Consider the following 16,245-nt stretch of genomic DNA (forward strand, 5'->3'; position numbering starts at 1 on the left):
ACGCCGGGCTAGGGGTGAGCCGCGCCCAGCCCGACGGCCGCGGCCATGGTGTCGGCCACCTCGGCCGGGTCGCGCCGGGACGCCGACTCGTAGCAGGTCAGCTCCGTCTGCACCCAGCCCGGCACGTCGGCGCCGCTCCACAGCCCGCACGGGACGAGGCCACGCTCCTCGACGAAGGCGATGACGCGCTCGTTGACCTCCTCGGCCGTGCCGGGCGCGTAGGCCAGGAAGGTGGCGATGTGGGGCTCGTCGGGCACGGTGCGGAAGCCGCGCTCGCGCAGCGCCACCGCCAGCGCGACCGCCCAGGCCCGATGCTCTGCGAAGTCGGACAGGTGCTCGTCGAGGCCCTTCAGCCCGCCGAGCGCCGCCGTCGTCATGGAGTAGATCGTGCCGCCCATCCGCTGCCGCCACGACCGCAGCTCGCCGGCGAGGTCCTCGGGGCAGGCGACCAGTGCCCCGCTCGAGCCGCCGAGCCCCTTGTAGAGCGAGACGTAGACCGAGTCGAACAGCTCGGCCACCTCGGCCAGGTCGCGGCCCCAGTAGGAGACCGACTCCCAGATCCGGGCCCCGTCGGCGTGCAGCCGCACCCCGCGCTCGCGGGCGGCGGCGGAGAGGGCGACGAGCTCGTCCCACGGCGGCAGCAGACAGCCGGCGTCGCGCAGCGGCAGCTCGACCAGCGCCGCCCCGAGCCGGCCGCCGACGGCGGCGAGGTCCTCGTCGGTGGCGGTGCGGGGGCCGGTGGTGAGCCACTCCAGCTCCAGGCCGAGCACCCGCCGGGGACCGTCCTGCTCGTGCCGCACGAGGTGCGACAGGTCGGGCAGGGCGACGCGGCGTGAGCCCGCACGGTCGCACCACGCGCGCAGGGTGGCCTGCTGGGCCATCACGCCGCTGGGGAACATCACCGCCGCCGGCTTGCCGAGCAGGCCGGCGACCCGCGCCTCGAGCTCGGCGACGGCCCCGCGCTCGCCGTAGCGGTCCCACCCGATGTCGTGGGCCTCGGCGAAGTCGGCGAGGTCGCGCAGCATCGCCGCGGGCGTCGACGGCGGACGGTGGAAGATCCACTCGGCGCCCGCCGACGCCGACCGGAAGCGGTCGTGGACCTCGCTCACGCCGGGATCAGGACTGGCGCTTGAACCAGTAGGTGGTCTCGACGCCCGGGATGACCTGCACCAGCTCCCAGCCGCTGAGGCCGAGGGTGGACAGCAGGTCCTCCCACGACTCGGTGTCCTCCACGAGGGCCTCGGGGTCGGCGTTGTAGCCGCCGACCTCCACGTTGCCCTGGTCGTCGACGGTGATCTCGAGGTGTGCCCAGGTAGCCATGCGGTGATCCTCGCACGTCCGGTCACCGACCGAGCGGCCACTCCGCCAGCACATGGCAGCGGTCGGTCTCCCACCAGGCGAGCTGGAGCCGGTCGAGCACGACGTCGACGGGCACGACGTCGGCGAGCAGCGCGGCGGTGGAGGCCAGGTCGACGTCGTCGGAGGCCGCGTCCACGGTCAGGTGGGGGCGCACGTCGCTGCCGAACTCCCCGCCGTACGGCGGCCACGCGGGGAACGCCGCGACAAGGCGCGCGGTCAGGTCTCGGAGCGCCTCGTCGGGCTCCGGCACGAGGTGGATGATCCCGCTGGGGAACTGGTCCAGCCGCGCCAGCCTGACCGCGACCGGCGGGGTCGCGGCCGCGATCGCCGCGACCGTGCCGAGGTCCGCGTCGGTAGGGCTGGGCGCGAAGGGACCGAGCGCGGTGATGTGCGCGTGCCCGAAGCGCGCGTCGGTCGAGACGAAACCGGCGTCGTAGTGGGCGGTGCGCTCGCGCACCCACTCCTCGAGCGCCGGCACCGGGAGCTGCAGGACGGAGTGGCCGGTCACCCGGGCAAGACTCGCAGGCCGTCCGGGCGCGCGCCTCACTAGGCTGGTGGCGCCATGACCCAGTCGCCGCGCATCGCCCCGCCCCCGTCCGAGATCGCCACCCTCGCCCGCGATCGCGTCGCCGCACTCGCCACCCCACCGGGGGCGCTCGGCCGCCTCGGCGAGCTCGGGGCGTGGCTGTGCGCCGCGCAGGGCGTCGTGCCCCCGCGCCCGCTGACCGACGTACGCCTCGTGGTGCTGGCGGGCGACCACGGCGTCGCCGCCCACGGCGTGTCCGCCTACCCGGCGGCCGTGACCGAGGCGATGGTGCGCACCCTCGTGGCGGGGAGCGCGGGCGTGAGCGCGCTGGCGCGTGCGCACGGCGTCGCGGTGAGCGTGGTCGACGTCGCCGTCGACGCCGACCTCGACGACCTGCCCGACGCGGTCACCGCCCGCAAGGTGCGCCGCGGCTCCGAGCCCATCCACCTGGCCGACGCCCTCACGCGCGACGAGGCCGAGCGCTCGCTCGCCCTCGGCGCCGAGCTCGCCGCGGAGCAGATCGACGACGGCGCCCAGCTGCTCATGACCGGCGACCTCGGCATCGGCAACACCACGGCCGCGGCGGCGCTCGTCGCGGCCGTGCTCGGGCTGCCCGCCGACGAGGTGACCGGTCGCGGCACCGGCATCGACGACGACGGGTGGCGCCGCAAGCGCGACGTGATCGAGCAGGCGCTGGCCCGCGCGCAGGGCCGCACGTCCGACCCGGTCGAGGTGCTCGCCGCGCTCGGCAGCGCCGACCTGGCCGCCACCGTCGGCTTCCTGGTCGAGGCGTCCACGCGGGGCGTCCCGGTCCTCCTCGACGGCCTGATGTCGCTCGCCTGCGCGGTCGTGGCCGAGGCGCACGCGCCGGGCGCCGCGGCGTGGTGGCTGGCCGGGCACCGCTCGACCGAGCCGGCGCAGGCGCACGCCCTGAAGTCCCTGGGACTGGAGCCGGTCCTCGACCTCGGCATGCGGCTGGGCGAGGGGTCCGGTGCGGTCGCCGCCGTCCCGGTGCTGCGCTCGGCGATCGCCGTCCTGCGCGACGTGGCGCTGCTGTCGGAGATCATGCCTTCGTGATCGTGCGCGACGCCTGGCTGCTCGCGACCGGGACCCTCACCGCCGTGCGGGTCCCGCCCCCGAGCCGGGTCGACCGCGGGGTCGCCGGGCTGGCGATGGCTCTCGCGCCGCTGGCCGTGCTGCCGCTCGCGGCCGCCGCGGCGGTCGTGGTGCTGGTCGGCGGCTGGATCGGCCTGCCTCCGCTCGCGACGGCGTACGTCGTGGTGCTGACGCTGGCCCTCGGCACCCGGGCGTTCCACTGGGACGGGCTCGCCGACACCGCCGACGGGCTCACCGCCTCCTACTCCCCCGCCCGCTCGCTGGAGGTGATGCGCACCGGCCCGGTCGGCCCGGCCGGGGTGGTCGCCGTGGTGCTCGTCGCCGGGCTCCAGGCGGCCGGGCTGACGGCCGTGGTGCGCGACGACCGGGGCTGGTGGGTCGTCGGGCTGCTGGTGTGCGTCTCGCGCGTCGCGCTGACCGTCTCGTGCGTGCGCGGTGTGCCCGCGGCACGCCCGGACGGCCTGGGAGCGACGCACGTCGGCTCGGTGCCGGTCGTCGCGGCCGTCGCGTCGCTCCTGGTCTGCGGCGCGGCCGCGGCCCTCGCGGGCCACGGGCTCGGCTCGGCCGCATCGACCGTGGTGGGACTGGCGGCTGCGGTGGCCGTCGTGCTGGCCCTGCTGCTGCGGTGCGTACGCCGCCTCGGCGGCATCACCGGCGACGTGCTCGGCGCGGCCGTGGAGGTCACCTTCGCCGTGCTGGTCCTGGCCGCCGCCACTGGCTGACGGCTGCTGCGCGCGGCCCTCTCCCGGGGTCGGTCAGTCGCCGGAGCCCGGCTCGGCCATCCTGCGGTGCATCGCCGCCTTGAGCTTGTCGGGCATCGCCTTGCCGGCGGCCTCCTGCACCTTGGTCTTCAGTCCGCCGCCGACCACCCGGGCCTTGCCGTCCATCAGCGCCTCGAAGCCCTGGCGGGCCACCTGCGCGGGGTCGTCCTTCTTCGACGTGCCGACCGCGGTGTCGTCGGCCATGTCGGCGCGCTCGAAGAAGTCGGTGTCCGTCGGTCCGGGCATCAGCGAAGTCAGCGTGACGCCGGTGTCCTTGAGCTCGTCCTGCAGCGCCTCGGTGAAGGACTGGAGGAACGACTTCGACGCGTTGTAGACCGCCTGGAACGAGCCCGGCATCGTCGCGGCGATCGACGACGTCACCAGCACCCGGCCCGCGTCGGCGGCCACCATGTCGCGGAGCACGAGCTTGGCCAGGCGCACGGTCGAGACGACGTTGAGGTCGATGATCGAGAGCTCGTCGGCGAGGTCCGTGTCGACGAACGCGCCGCCCTGGCCGTGGCCGGCGTTGAGCGCGATGGCGGCCACGGGGCGACCGTCCGCACGGATGGCGGTGTAGAGGGCGGCCACTCCCTGCTCGTTGCGCAGGTCGACCTGCACCGCCTCGACTTCCCCGTCGCCCTCGGCCCGCAGGACGGCCGCGGCGACCGTGATCTCGTCGTCCTCGGCCGCGACGAGGAGGTCGAAGCCGTGCTCGGCGAACTGCTTGGCGAGCTCGAGACCGATGCCGCTCGAGGCGCCCGTCACGACCGCGAGCGGACGACCGCCTCCCGAGGCGGTGTCGCCGGTCGTGTCGCCGGTGGTGTCGCCGGTCGTCTCTGCGGTGGCGTCGGCGGGACTGGACGGGGTCGGGTCGTCGGCGGTCATGTCGACCCGTACCCATGCGGCTGCGTCCGATCCGCGGCGACCTGACAGGATCGCGCCATGCGGATCCTGGTCACCGGCGGCGTGCGGTCGGGCAAGTCCACCCACGCGGAGGACCTGATCGGAGGCGCACCGGCCACCTACGTCGCCACCGGGACGCCCCCCGACCGCGAGCAGGACCCCGACTGGGCGGCCCGGATCGACGCCCACCGCGCCCGGCGCCCCGACTCCTGGGGCACCCTCGAGACGCAGGACCTGGCCGGGGCGCTCACCGCGGCCCGCGACCCCCTCCTCGTCGACTGCCTCGGCACCTGGCTGACCGCGATCATCGACACCCACGACGCGTGGGAGGACGACTCCGACGCCGTCCACGACCTCGTGCTGGCGCGCACCGACGAGGTCGTCGAGGCGCTGGTGCGGTGCGAGCAGGACGTCGTCCTGGTCACCAACGAGGTCGGCCTCGGCGTGGTGCCCGAGCACCGCTCCGGTCGCCTCTTCCGCGACCTGCTCGGCGTGGTCAACCAACGCGTCGCCGCCGCCTGCGACGAGGTGCACCTCGTCGTCGCCGGGCGCGTGCTGCGACTCTGATCGGACCCGTCCCTGCGTGACGACCGCGATGACCACCGCAGGTTCGTCCGCGCTGTGGTGCAATCGCGCCATGGTGAACATGCTGGCCGTCCCCGCAGGGCTCTACCGAGGGACGGTGACCGGGCCGGAGAGCGGGGACTGCGAGTGCCGCATCGATGTACGCCGACTGACCGAGCACGCGATGAGCGTCGACTACGAGGCCGTCGGTGTCTCCGGACTCCAGCACGTCGAGCACACCATCGTGACGGCATCGGCTCTGCACGTCGCCGCCAGCGAGTTCCCCACTGTCGTCACATTCCAGCGAACGGGTCCCGAGCGCTACGTCGCGGACGCTGAGGGACCTGCCATGGAGATCCACCCCGGCTGGGACGGCGCGTCCCTGACGTGGGCGTGGCACTGGGCTCCTCCGGGGGAGGAGCCACGCGAGCAGTCGCGCGCAGTCGCGCGCCAAGTGCGCTGACGCCAGGAGCGGGCTCATCTGCCTGCGGGTTCAGGCTTCGGGAGATCGCCGAATGAGCGTGCGTGTGCACCGCTCAGCCAACCGTCGTCGCCGCCGCGGTTGCAGAACGGACTGGTTCTGCGGCTCGCCGCCTTCAGGTGACGGCGCCCGCCGGATGGTTGGGCTTGATCATCGCGCACCGCAAGGAGCCGTCGATCCCCGGAAGCGACGCCTCGTGCGCCATCGTCCGGGCCAGTTCCGGGCCGACGTGGTTGCTTGCGAGAACCTGATAGCCGAGACGGAGGTAGTAGGGGCCGTTCCACGGGACGTCTCTGAAGGTCGTCAACGTGGTGGCAGGAAGCCCGGCGTCGCGACCCCACGCTTCCACGAACTCGAGCAAGGCCCGACCGATACGTCGACCGGCGTACGCGGGTGCTACCGACACCTGGGCCACGTGCGCGTTCCCGTCGAGCACCTCCGCGGTGATGTAGGCCGCGACCTCCGCGCCGATCTGCGCCACCCAGACCTGCCCTCGCTCGATGGCCTCGCGCAGATCGTCCCTGTCCGGCACGTCCTCAGCGACCAGTGGCATGCCGACGGTGTGGAACAGCTGCCCGGCCTCGACCTCCACCTCGACCAGACGCTCCATGTCGGCCTCATGAGCAGGACGAATGGTCGGGACGGTCACGGCTCCCACGCTCCCACACGTCGTGGACGGGCCCTCCACCTCGGGTGACCGGGGCGTCCGCACCTACGTCGGCGCGTACGTCAGGGCGGCCGGCTACAGGGGCGAGGATCAGGTGTTGCCCACGTTCGACCTTCACGGTGGTCCGGGGATGCGGAGTCTGGTGGCCTCCGACGACGTGGAAGGTTCGCTGAGGCTGGGTCTGGTCCCCGGGGCGAGTCGTCCGTGCGGGTCCAGTCAGTCAGCGCGCGAGCCAGATCTCGGTGCTGTCGCAGTAGGACGGGACGACCAGCCCGCCGACCCGACCCGTGGTGCTCCTGTCCACGCCTCCGTCGACGGAGACCTTCTCGCCGACAGCGATCTCGCCAACGCCGGGGAGCTCGATGGTGGTGGGGGCGTCGCTCGTCACCTCGGTGCCGTGCGGCCATACGACGACCGTGTCGCGATACGTAGTGACATCAGTGATGCCCAAGCACCCATCGACGACCGCAAGGGTTCCCTCGAGGCGTGCGTCCATGCCTCCACCAGTTCGTTCGGCAACCAGCACGGTCGCGTCACCGCCGTCGACGGCTCGTGCCCCGCCGCACGCGCTGAGCGAAATCACGACACAGGCAAGAGATACGGCTCTCCCCATCCGCCCGGCGCTCACTGAGGCAGTGTGGCGCACTCGCGCGACGCCTGCAGGGAGGTCGCTTGAAACTCCGGACCCGCCGCGAACCGAGCGCCCGCTCATCCCGGTGCTCTCAAGGGGTCAGCGCAACACTTCCTTAACTCGAGGAGGTTGCGGTGGGACGTGGTGACTACGAGAAGCTGACGCCAGAGACGATCGACGCGCTGTGGGCGAGGCTGCGTGAGGGGCAGGCAGCGAAGCCGACAGCGCGGCAACTGGGTCTGTCACCGAGCACGGTGCGTACCTACCTGCTGCGCTGTGGTGGGGTCAGACCCGATCCTCGGCGTCGATCACGTTGTCGCCTGTCGATGGCGGAGCGCGAGGAGATCTCTCGGGGCTTGGCGGCCCAGGAGTCGATCCGAGCCATCGCGACTCGATTGGGTCGAGCGCCCTCGACGGTTAGCCGAGAGATCAACACCAACGGCGGGCCCAGGCGATACAGAGCAGCCAGAGCCGATCGTGAGGCGTGGTCGCGTGCGACCCGTCCCAAGGCGTGCAAGCTGGCTCTGAACCCGGTGCTGGCTGGCATCGTGGCCGAGAAGCTTCAGCGACGATGGTCACCCCAGCAGATCGCAGGCTGGCTCAAGTCCACCTACCCCGACGACCCGGAGATGCACGTGTCCCACGAGAGCATCTACCGCACCCTGTTCGTCCAGTCCCGCGGCGCGCTGCGCAAAGAACTGACCGCTCACCTGCGCACCGGGCGGGTGATCCGGCGACCCAAGGGAGTTCGGTTGCCCGACGGTCGTGGCGGCCGGCCCAACACGCTGCACATCTCCGAGCGACCGGCCGAGGTAGAGGACCGGGCGGTACCCGGCCACTGGGAAGGCGACCTGGTGTTCGGCAAAGGGATGAGCCCCGTTGCCACCTTGGTGGAGCGCTCGACCCGGTTCCTGATGCTGGTCGCGCTACCTGGTGGCAATCACAAGGCTGACGCGGTCGCCGATGCGCTGGCTGCCGCAGTCACGACGCTGCCGCAGCAACTGACGAAATCCCTGACCTGGGACCTCGGCCACGAGATGGCCCAACACCAGCGGTTCACCGTCGCCACCGGTGTGCAGGTCTACTTCTGCGATCCGAAGTCGCCGTGGCAGCGTGGCAGCAACGAGAACACCAACGGACTTCTGCGTCAGTACCTGCCCCGCCGGGTCGACTTCCGCACCTTGACCCAAGACGACTTCGATGCCATCGCTCAAGAGCTCAACGAACGCCCTCGACAGACCCTCGGCTTCAAGACACCATCACAAGCACTAGCCGAGGTGTTGCGCTGACCGCCTGAACCCGCACCGAGATGCGCGCGTAGAGGCGCCATGTCCTGAGGTGTTTTCGGAGGTCGCCGCCCACTGAGGGACGGCGCCTCCTGGGGCCTGGTCCGACTCGAACGGTGCCGTCATCCTTGGGTTCAGTGACGCCCAGTACCAGCGCTGGGCGTTGAGCAGGCTGGCCGCTAACGATAAGGCAGGGTGCCAGAGTCGTCATCCGTGATGCACCCGGATCTGGCACCCCTCTGTGTCAAGGAGCGGCTTCGGCGTGGGTCTTCCGGGTGGCTGGGGGTGGGCGTCGACACACCCCCCGGATCGCCCCCTACCTTGGGTCGCGTGACCTTCTGGCAGCTGGCCTTCGACGCGAACGACCCGCGGCGGCTCGCGCGGTTCTGGGCAGCCGCGCTGGGCTACCAGCCGTCCCCGCCTCCCGGCTCGGCCACCACCTGGGACCGGCACTACCGATCGCGCCTCGGTGACGACGACGCCTTCGACGACCGGATCTTCGACCCGGCAGGTCTCCGCCCGCCCATCTGGTTCCAGAAGGTCCCCGAGCCGACGACGGGCAAGAACCGACTCCACCTCGACCTCTATCCAACGGGTCGTGACGACACGATGTCCATGGAGCGGCGAGTCGAGCTGGTCGAGGCACGTGTGGTCGAGCTGGTCGGCCTCGGAGCAGCTGTGGAGCGAAGGACGCAAGGCCTCGGCCCCGGTGAGTCGTTCTACTGCGTCGTCATGCGCGACCCCGAGGGCAACGAGTTCTGCGTCAGTTGAGGCCTGTACCAAGGCGAGGCAGTGCGATGCGGTCGTAGCGTCGACCTCTCCATCTGCCGGAGCCGGGGAACGAACCCGGGCCTGCAGCAGATCCGGTGCTGCGTCGCCGTGAGGGACGAACCCCGTGAGGTCTCCCGCTCGGCTGCGGACGTCAGCCCGGGCCGTGGGGGTGGGCGAGGTCGTAGGCGCGCGAGACCTTCTGCGGCACGACCAGGCGCCAGGCGTCGACGACGAGCTCGCGGGCCTCGGCAGGGTCCAGCGTCGCAAGGTCGGCGTGGACCCAGTGGAAGCGCAGGTCGGCCTGCGGGGGCAGGTGGAACCTGTGCGGCTCGCTCTCCACGAGTGCGGCGCGCTCCTCCTTGGGGAACCCGAACCCCATCACGCGCTCGTCGAGGGAGAACGCGACGTAGACGATCTGCTTGACCCGGAACTTCAGGCGCCCTCGTACGTAGACCTCGTAGGAACGTTCGAGCTCCGACCCGAGCGCGCGGACGTCGTCGATCACCGCCACTCTCGCACCACCACCGCACCGGCCCCTCAGGACGCGGCCGCGGGGATCGCGAGTCGGCCCATCGAGACATCGTCCTCCCTCGTTGACCGGGTGTCACCGGCTCCTGCTCGCCCGATGACCGACCGAAACTGTCCCGCCCGTGCCTCCTATCTGCGTCGATGGAAGCGGAGGTCGCCGTTGGGGAGCCGGTCGACCCGGTGTCCGGCGTCGTGGACGCGGTGATGGTGGTGGGTGCAGAGCAGGAGGCCGTTGGCGAGGTCGGTGGGTCCGCCGTGGTGCCAGGGCTCGAGGTGGTGGGCCTCGCACCAGGTGGCGGGGATCTCGCAGCCCTCGGCACGGCAGGTGCGGTCGCGGACCAGGAGCGCCTTGCGCTGCGCGGGGGTGAAGAGGCGCCGGACACGGCCGAGGTCGATCGGCGGGCCCTCGCCGCCGAGGACCACCGGAAGGATCCTGGCGCTGCACGCCAGGCGGCGCGCCTCGGCGGCGGTGATCCGGTCCCCCGTGAGCTCGTCGCCCGGCACCAGTCCCGAGCCGAGCAGGTCCGCCGTGGCGAGCTCGGCCCTGAGCGACTCCAACGAGATGGTGACGACCACGGTGGTCGCGTCGCCGCCGTGGACCGGCAGCCGACCGGCGTCGAGGGTCTCGAGGAGCTGGATCCACGCCTCGCCCATCCGGCGCGGGTGGGGAAGCCGCTCGGCGACGTCGCCCCCGGCGGGACCAGCCAGTCGCGGGTTGGTCAAGGCCTCCAGGTAGGTCACCCACCGTGTCGCCGCGGCGTCGGGGAGCCGGCCGGAGATGCGGGTCGTGCCGTCGCCGAGCCGACGCATCGTCAGCCGGGTGTGCTCGCGGGCGTGGGCCTCGAGGTCGGCGAGCCGAGCGGCTTCGGCTCGCTCGGCGACCTCGGGCGCGACGACGTCGAGGATGCGGCGCCCGATGCGACCGAGCTCCTTGGGACCGAACTCCCCCGCCCGGTCGACGAGGTGCGCCTCGGCCAGCGACACGGTCTCGGCGGCGACGGCACCGGGCAGCGCGGTGAGCGCACGATCGATCACCCGCGCCTGCGCCAGGCTCGCGGCGCCCTCCCGCATGGCGGCCGCGAGGACCGGCCGGTGGCGGTCCAACGACTCGGCCAGGCGCAGGTCGGACCGCGCGTCCGCGAACGACGTGCGGGTCTGCTGCGCCAGCCAGCCGGCGGCGTCCCGGGCCGCGGTGTCGGCAGCGAGGTCGCCGGCCTCGGCGAGGATCCGCAACCGCAGCTCGGCCAGCTGTCCCTCGGCCCGACCCAGCTCACGCAACGCGCTCGCCTTCTCGGCGGTGGTCATGAACGTCGGGTTGGCCCCGGACACCGACTTGAGGCGCGCGCGGACGTCGCAGGCGGCGGCGATGATCGGGTGCACCACCACGGACCTCCTCCACGTCGACGACGAGCCGATCGCGCACGCGCGCGATCGATCGATGGTCGTCGCTCCTGGAGGCCCGGGTCCCCGGACTATTACGTCACCCTCGCAACTCGCTCCACTCAGCCATGGCCCGGGCGACGCCCTGGAGCCATGGACCTATGGTGCGTCCGATCAGACTACGCGCTCTTGCGCATATTCGCAAGCGTGTTCGATCGCGGACGAGCGGCGCGGAGCCCACCGTCGCGGGGACGGACGCCGCAGCGCCGCACCCGCCCGGGCGTCTCCCCCTCCGCAGGGAGCGGCTGCTGCTCGTACCGCCCGCGGGGCGGCCCGCCCCGACCTGAGGTCCCCGCTCGCCGCCCGAGGCAGACACTCGCGCGGGGTGCGCCTATCGTCACAGGGTGACGGCACGGGTGGCAGAGGTGATGCTGCGGTCCCCGATCGTCCTGGACGGGGAGGCGACCGTGGCCGACGTACAGGAGGTCCTCGCCAGCCCCCACGTCCACATGGTGCTGCTCACCGGCACGGGCCGGGTCGGCGAGCAGCTGCTCGGCACGCTCGTGCGCCGGGACCTCGCCGCCGCCGGGTCCGGGGAGCAGCCCGCTCTCGCGCATGCCGTGCTCGAGGGGCGCACCATCGGCGCCGACCTGCCCGCGGAGCAGGTACGCCGGGCGATGCGCGCCGTGGGCGAGCGGCGCGTCGCCGTGGTCGACCGCCAGGGGCTGCTGGTCGGGCTGCTCTGCCTCAAGCGCCACGGAGGTGGCTTCTGCACCGACGCCGGCGTCGCCTCGCGGCGCGCCGAGCGCACCGACGGCCCCGGCGCTCAGGCCAGCAGGACGTAGGAGCCCAGGGCCACCAGCCACGACACGAACGACCCCAGCAGGAAGTACTCGGTGAGCTGGTGGATCCGGTCCTGGTCGCGCCGCGACGAGAGCTCGGGGAAGCGCAGCAGCCCCTTGGCGGCGACGACCACGCTGGCCGCCGTCACCTGCCCGCCGAGGGCGAGGGCGAGGATGAAGACGCGCTCGAGCGGACCCAGCAGGCGCCCGCCCTTGAGCCGGGTGGGCGGCATCGCGCCGTCGGCCCGCGGGTTGATGGTGCCGGTCGCCTTGAGCACCAGCCGGACCAGCACGTTGCCGGTGGAGAGCTGGATCGCGAACGCGCCGAGAAGCAGCAGGAACCGGTCGGGACCGACGCCGTCGAGATCGCCCACGGCGAGGGAGTCGAGCCACCGGGCCAGCGGGCCGGAGGCCTCCGGCGCCAGCCCGGAGCAGGCGATCGCGCCCACCAGCGCCACCAGGAACACGCCGAGCGGCAGCCGGGCCGCCTTCGGTCCCGGGTGGCCGAAGCCCCACGTGACCGTCAGGCCCCACAGCAGCACCACGACCGCGATGCCCAGGAGCGCCGCCACGTCCCGCCCCGACGTCAGCCCGGCCAGCAGGCCGGTGCACAGCGCCACCAGCGCCCCGACGCACTCGGGCAGGTAGCGCGTGCGGCGCACGGCGTGGATCAGGTCGGTGACCGCGAACCCGATCAGCAGGATCCCGAGCCAGCTCATCGGTCTCCTTCCTCCGGGTCGTCGCCCCCACTGGCGGGCGCGAGCAGGTCGTGGGCCGCGACGATCGCCGCGAGCCCGTCGGCGCGCACCCGCTGCGACACCGCGGACGCGCTGATCCCCAGGGCGTCGGCGACGTCGCGCTGGGTCTCGTGGGACAGCAGACCACGCAGCACCGACACCGAGCGCGCCGACAGGCCGCTGACCCGCTCGTCACGCAGCACCAGCCCGGCGTTGACCAGGGCGGGGTCCGCTCCCCCGGCGGCGCCGTCGGCCACGACGTACGCCGTGCGCAGCCACCGCTGGGCCGGGCTGTGCTCCGCGCTGGCGGCGGCCTCGATCGCCACCCGGGCCGCCCACCACCCGGGTCCGTCCTCGATGCCGGTGTCCGCGTCGAGGACGGTCGTCGCCCCCCAGCCGATGCCGTGGCGCACGTCGTGGTCCGGGAGCAGCCGCGTCCGGACCAGCAGCGTGGCCCGCACGGCCTCCGCGACCGTCGCGAAGGCACCCTGGTACTCGTCCCCGACGGTGACCCACAGCGGCCGGAGCGGGTGCATCAGGTCGTTGACCTCGCCCAGCGCCGACTCGAGGCGCTGGTGGAGGTCGGCGCGGTCGTGGGAGGCTCGAGACCCCACGAGGTCGCCGATCAGCGTCGCGACGGCAGTCCTGGGCACTCCTCGATAATGAAGGTAATTGCTTCATTTGTCCATCGATGAAGCATATCGCTTCATTCCCAGAAGACCCGCTCGACCACGGCGTGGGCGCGGCGGGTGGTGCGCAGGTAGTCGTTGACCATCTCGTCCGACGCGCCCTGCGGGTAGCCCAGCACCCGCGCGACCGCGGCGCGCTCGCGGGCGTCGCTGGGCAGCTGGTCGGCCGGTCTGCCGCGCACGAGCGTGACGGCGTTGCGCACCCGGCTCACCAGCCGCCAGGCCTCCGCCAGCGTCGCCGCGTCGGCCTCGGCGACCAGCCCCGCCCCGGCCGCCGCCTCCAGGGCGGGCAGCGTCTGCGTCGTGCGCAGCCCCTCGACCCGCCCCGCGTGCCGCATCTGCAGCAGCTGCACGGTCCACTCGACGTCGGCCAGCCCGCCGCGACCGAGCTTGAGGTGGGTGTGCCGGTCCGCGCCGCGCGGCAGGCGCTCGTCGTCGACGCGTGCCTTGATCCGACGCACCTCGAGCACGGCGGACTCCGCGATGCCGTCGAGGGGGAAGCGCAGCGGGTCGATGAGCTCGGTGAAGCGGGCGCGCAGGTCGGGGTCGCCGACCACCGCGTCGGCTCGCAGCAGGGCCTGGAACTCCCACACGTCCGACCACTTCGCGTAGTAGGCGGCGTAGGACTCCACGGTGCGCACCATCGGGCCGTTCTTGCCCTCCGGGCGCAGGTCGGCGTCGATCTCCAGCGGCGGGTCGCTGGCCGGCAGCGAGAGCAGGCGACGTACCTCCGAGACGACCGCGGTCGCGAACGACGCCGAGGCCTGGGTGTCCGCACCGTGGGCGGCCTCGTGCACGAACATCACGTCGGCGTCGCTGCCGTACGACAGCTCGAACCCGCCGTAGCGACCCATCGCGACCACGGCGATCCGGCTCGGCGGCGCGTCCAGGCCACGCTGGCGCCGCACCGCCTCGATCGCGATGTCGAGCGTCGCCTGCAAGGTGGCGTCGGTGAGCCGGGTCAGCCCCTGGCCGACCACTGCCACGTCCGTGCCCGCGACGAGGTCGCCGCAGGCGATGCGGAGCAGCTCGCGCCGGCGCACCGAGCGCACAGCGGCGACCGCGGCCTCGGGCGAGTCGGCGCGCTCGGCGACCGCCTGCATCTCCGCCAGCGCCGCCTCGGCGGTCAGCGGCACCAGCGACTCCCCCAGCATCCTCACGCCCTGCGGCTCGCGCTCGAGCAGGTCGGTGGCGTAGCGCGAGGTGCCGAGGACGACGGCGAGCCGCTGGGCGACCTCGCCCTCGTCGCGCAGCATCGTGAGGTACCACGGGGTGCGGCCGAGGCTCTCGCTGATCCGCCGGAAGCCGAACAGCCCTGCGTCGGGGTCGGGCGAGTCGGCGAACCACCCCAGCAGCACCGGCAGCAGGGTGCGCTGGATGTCGGAGGTGCGCGAGACCCCGCTCGTCAGCGCCTCGAGGTGGCGCAGCGCGGCCCGCGGGTCGGCGTAGCCCAGGGCGGACAGCCGGGCCTCCGCGGCCTCCAGCGACAGCCGTGCCTCCGAGCCGGGGAGCTTGGCGACGGCCCCGAGCAGCGGTCGGTAGAACAGCTTCTCGTGGAGCCGGCGCACCTCGCGGCGGTGGTGGCGCCAGCGCCGGTCGACCTGGGTGGCCGGCTCGGAGAAGATGCCGATGGAGCGGCCGAGACGACGCAGCGACGCCTCATCCTCGGGCAGCACGTGCGTGCGCCGCAGCTGGTAGAGCTGGATCCGGTGCTCGAGGGTGCGGAGGAACGTGTAGGCCTCGTGCAGCTTCTCGCCGTCCTCGCGACCGACATAGCCGCCGTCGGTGAGGCGGCTCAGCGCGCTCAGCGTCGCGCCCTCGCGCAACGACGGGTCGGCCCGGCCGTGGACGAGTTGGAGCAGCTGCACCGCGAACTCGACGTCGCGCAGGCCGCCGGAGCCGAGCTTGAGCTGCCGCTCGGCCTCGTGCGCCGGGATGTGGTCGACGACTCGTCGGCGCATCGCCCGCACGTCCTCGACGAAGCCGTCGCGACCCGCGGCGCTCCACACCATCGGGGCCACCATCTCGCGGTAGCGACGGCCCAGGTCGGCGTCCCCCGCGACCGGTCGCGCCTTGAGCAACGCCTGGAACTCCCAGGTCTTGGCCCACTTCTCGTAGTAGCCCTGGTGGCTGGCGAGGGTGCGCACCAGCGGGCCCTGGCTGCCCTCGGGTCGGAGGTTGGCGTCGACCGGCCAGATCGTCCCCTCGCGCGTGTGGTCGGAGCAGATCCGCATCAGGTGCGAGGCCAGCTGGGTGGCCGCGCGCAGGGCGGCGCCCTCGTCGGCCCCGGGTGCCGGCTCGTGGACGAAGACGACGTCGACGTCGGAGATGTAGTTGAGCTCGTGGCCGCCGCACTTGCCCATCGCGACGACCGCGAGCCGCACCGTGCGGGCGCCGTCGCCGACCCGCGCGCGGGCCACGGCCAGCGCGCCCTCCAGGGTGGCCGCGGCGAGGTCGGAGATCTCGGCCGCCGCGTCGTCGAGCGCCACGTGGTGGGAGAGGTCGCGCGAGGCCAGCCGCAGCAGGTGCCTGCGGTACTCCACGCGCAGCGCGTCGACGGCCTCGGCGTCGGGGAGTCCGGCCACCGGCTCCCCAGCGTGCGGGTCGGCGCCCACCGCGCGCAGCATCGCCTCGCGCAGGGCGTACGCGGCGGCCCGGGTGGTGCCGAGGGTGGGGTCGGTCAGCTCGCGCCAGTGCTCCGGGTGGCGGACCAGGTGCAGGGTCAGGGCGGCGCTCGCGCCGAGCACGCTGCACAGTCGCATCGCGGTGCCCTCGTCGTCGGCCACCTCGGTGAGCATCTCCGCGCCGGTGCCCTCGGCCTGCTCGTCGAGGGCCTCGGCGAGCCGGAGCAGGCCCTCGAGCGCGGCGTCCGGGTCGGCCGACGCGGCGAGCTCGTCGGTCAGCGGCGGACCCGCCTCGCCGAGCCGCGCGATCCCGCGGGCAGCGGCGGCGCCGTCGACGAAGCCCTTGCGGACGTACGACCCCGGCGTGTCCCCCATCTGCG

Annotated in this window: 18 protein-coding genes; 7 read left to right on the top strand and 11 right to left on the bottom strand. The window is 73.2% G+C overall.

All coding sequences use genetic code 11. The features are described 5' to 3' along the window. Positions 1–8 precede the first annotated feature (8 nt). The 3 genes from AC3X7Z_RS13230 to AC3X7Z_RS13240 are packed head-to-tail and all read right to left on the bottom strand — an operon-like array spanning position 9 to position 1,867. Entirely contained in the window at positions 9–1,109 is a 1,101-nt protein-coding gene (locus tag AC3X7Z_RS13230; protein ID WP_489976204.1) for a threonine aldolase family protein, read from the bottom strand. A gap of 7 nt (positions 1,110–1,116) precedes the next feature. Beyond that, on the bottom strand, positions 1,117–1,320 hold the full coding sequence (locus tag AC3X7Z_RS13235; RefSeq protein ID WP_186341841.1) for a hypothetical protein: 204 nt from the start codon (positions 1,318–1,320) through the stop codon (positions 1,117–1,119). 22 nt (positions 1,321–1,342) lie between these two features. Continuing rightward, entirely contained in the window at positions 1,343–1,867 is a 525-nt protein-coding gene (locus AC3X7Z_RS13240) for a 2'-5' RNA ligase family protein (protein ID WP_489976205.1), read from the bottom strand. A 54-nt stretch (positions 1,868–1,921) separates the two neighbouring features. Here AC3X7Z_RS13240 and cobT point away from each other — a divergent pair, with 54 nt between their 5' ends. Both cobT and AC3X7Z_RS13250 read left to right on the top strand, forming a co-directional pair. Next, a complete protein-coding gene (gene cobT / locus AC3X7Z_RS13245) occupies positions 1,922–2,962 on the top strand; it encodes a nicotinate-nucleotide--dimethylbenzimidazole phosphoribosyltransferase (RefSeq protein ID WP_489976206.1) in 1,041 nt (346 codons plus the stop codon). Next, a complete protein-coding gene (locus AC3X7Z_RS13250; RefSeq protein WP_241005379.1) occupies positions 2,959–3,723 on the top strand; it encodes an adenosylcobinamide-GDP ribazoletransferase in 765 nt (254 codons plus the stop codon). The genes cobT and AC3X7Z_RS13250 overlap by 4 nt, the downstream gene beginning before the upstream one ends. A 33-nt stretch (positions 3,724–3,756) precedes the next feature. Here the strand turns inward: AC3X7Z_RS13250 and AC3X7Z_RS13255 are convergent, their stop codons facing one another. Then, complete coding sequence (locus AC3X7Z_RS13255; RefSeq protein WP_489976207.1) at positions 3,757–4,647, bottom strand: SDR family NAD(P)-dependent oxidoreductase; 891 nt, start codon at positions 4,645–4,647, stop codon at positions 3,757–3,759. 57 nt (positions 4,648–4,704) lie between these two features. Here AC3X7Z_RS13255 and cobU point away from each other — a divergent pair, with 57 nt between their 5' ends. Together cobU and AC3X7Z_RS13265 are read left to right on the top strand one after the other, a co-directional pair. Next, positions 4,705–5,232 carry a bifunctional adenosylcobinamide kinase/adenosylcobinamide-phosphate guanylyltransferase gene (gene cobU / locus AC3X7Z_RS13260; protein ID WP_186341837.1) on the top strand — a complete coding sequence of 176 codons (528 nt, stop codon included), beginning with the start codon at positions 4,705–4,707 and terminating at the stop codon, positions 5,230–5,232. Between the two features lie 70 nt (positions 5,233–5,302). Beyond that, positions 5,303–5,692, top strand: coding sequence for a hypothetical protein (locus tag AC3X7Z_RS13265; protein ID WP_489976208.1), 390 nt, complete (start codon positions 5,303–5,305; stop codon positions 5,690–5,692). A 133-nt stretch (positions 5,693–5,825) separates the two neighbouring features. Here the strand turns inward: AC3X7Z_RS13265 and AC3X7Z_RS13270 are convergent, their stop codons facing one another. After that, positions 5,826–6,359, bottom strand: a complete 534-nt coding sequence (locus AC3X7Z_RS13270) for a GNAT family N-acetyltransferase (RefSeq protein ID WP_489976209.1) — start codon at positions 6,357–6,359, stop codon at positions 5,826–5,828. Between the two features lie 238 nt (positions 6,360–6,597). Further along, positions 6,598–7,005 carry a hypothetical protein gene (locus AC3X7Z_RS13275; protein ID WP_186341834.1) on the bottom strand — a complete coding sequence of 136 codons (408 nt, stop codon included), beginning with the start codon at positions 7,003–7,005 and terminating at the stop codon, positions 6,598–6,600. A 137-nt stretch (positions 7,006–7,142) separates the two neighbouring features. Between AC3X7Z_RS13275 and AC3X7Z_RS13280 the strand changes: the two genes are divergently transcribed. After that, entirely contained in the window at positions 7,143–8,297 is a 1,155-nt protein-coding gene (locus AC3X7Z_RS13280; RefSeq protein ID WP_489976210.1) for an IS30 family transposase, read from the top strand. Positions 8,298–8,624: 327 nt separating this feature from the next. Beyond that, positions 8,625–9,065 (top strand): VOC family protein, encoded by a 441-nt coding sequence (locus tag AC3X7Z_RS13285; RefSeq protein ID WP_489976211.1) that lies wholly within the window; start codon positions 8,625–8,627, stop codon positions 9,063–9,065. A gap of 151 nt (positions 9,066–9,216) precedes the next feature. On the opposite strand, the gene AC3X7Z_RS13290 is transcribed toward AC3X7Z_RS13285, so the two are convergent. Together AC3X7Z_RS13290 and AC3X7Z_RS13295 are read right to left on the bottom strand one after the other, a co-directional pair. Further along, the gene (locus AC3X7Z_RS13290; RefSeq protein ID WP_241005378.1) at positions 9,217–9,570 is read right to left on the bottom strand and encodes an MmcQ/YjbR family DNA-binding protein; all 354 of its coding nucleotides are present in this window, start codon (positions 9,568–9,570) and stop codon (positions 9,217–9,219) included. A gap of 152 nt (positions 9,571–9,722) precedes the next feature. Continuing rightward, on the bottom strand, positions 9,723–10,976 hold the full coding sequence (locus AC3X7Z_RS13295; protein WP_489976212.1) for an HNH endonuclease signature motif containing protein: 1,254 nt from the start codon (positions 10,974–10,976) through the stop codon (positions 9,723–9,725). A 401-nt stretch (positions 10,977–11,377) separates the two neighbouring features. Between AC3X7Z_RS13295 and AC3X7Z_RS13300 the strand changes: the two genes are divergently transcribed. Then, positions 11,378–11,818 carry a CBS domain-containing protein gene (locus AC3X7Z_RS13300; protein ID WP_186342626.1) on the top strand — a complete coding sequence of 147 codons (441 nt, stop codon included), beginning with the start codon at positions 11,378–11,380 and terminating at the stop codon, positions 11,816–11,818. On the opposite strand, the gene AC3X7Z_RS13305 is transcribed toward AC3X7Z_RS13300, so the two are convergent. From AC3X7Z_RS13305 to AC3X7Z_RS13315, 3 genes are read right to left on the bottom strand one after another with little or no spacing between them, the layout of a single operon-like run. Next, the gene (locus AC3X7Z_RS13305) at positions 11,800–12,534 is read right to left on the bottom strand and encodes a hypothetical protein (protein ID WP_186342627.1); all 735 of its coding nucleotides are present in this window, start codon (positions 12,532–12,534) and stop codon (positions 11,800–11,802) included. The two genes, AC3X7Z_RS13300 and AC3X7Z_RS13305, sit on opposite strands and share 19 nt — an antisense overlap. Continuing rightward, positions 12,531–13,205, bottom strand: a complete 675-nt coding sequence (locus AC3X7Z_RS13310; protein ID WP_489976213.1) for a SatD family protein — start codon at positions 13,203–13,205, stop codon at positions 12,531–12,533. Before AC3X7Z_RS13310 ends, AC3X7Z_RS13305 begins: the two co-directional genes overlap by 4 nt. Before the next feature lie 53 nt (positions 13,206–13,258). After that, positions 13,259–16,240 carry a bifunctional [glutamine synthetase] adenylyltransferase/[glutamine synthetase]-adenylyl-L-tyrosine phosphorylase gene (locus AC3X7Z_RS13315; RefSeq protein ID WP_489976214.1) on the bottom strand — a complete coding sequence of 994 codons (2,982 nt, stop codon included), beginning with the start codon at positions 16,238–16,240 and terminating at the stop codon, positions 13,259–13,261. Between the last annotated feature and the right edge of the window lie 5 nt (positions 16,241–16,245).

Source organism: Nocardioides sp. Z24_21, from assembly GCF_058134345.1.

Excerpts from the sequence above, each read along its gene's own strand:
- cobT (WP_489976206.1), top strand. The coding sequence starts at position 1,922 with ATGACCCAGTCGCCGCGCATCGCCCCGCCCCCGTCCGAGATCGCCACC.
- cobU (WP_186341837.1), top strand. The coding sequence starts at position 4,705 with ATGCGGATCCTGGTCACCGGCGGCGTGCGGTCGGGCAAGTCCACCCAC.
- AC3X7Z_RS13255 (WP_489976207.1), bottom strand. The coding sequence starts at position 4,647 with ATGACCGCCGACGACCCGACCCCGTCCAGTCCCGCCGACGCCACCGCA.
- AC3X7Z_RS13265 (WP_489976208.1), top strand. The coding sequence starts at position 5,303 with ATGGTGAACATGCTGGCCGTCCCCGCAGGGCTCTACCGAGGGACGGTG.
- AC3X7Z_RS13235 (WP_186341841.1), bottom strand. The coding sequence starts at position 1,320 with ATGGCTACCTGGGCACACCTCGAGATCACCGTCGACGACCAGGGCAAC.
- AC3X7Z_RS13315 (WP_489976214.1), bottom strand. The coding sequence starts at position 16,240 with ATGGGGGACACGCCGGGGTCGTACGTCCGCAAGGGCTTCGTCGACGGC.
- AC3X7Z_RS13305 (WP_186342627.1), bottom strand. The coding sequence starts at position 12,534 with ATGAGCTGGCTCGGGATCCTGCTGATCGGGTTCGCGGTCACCGACCTG.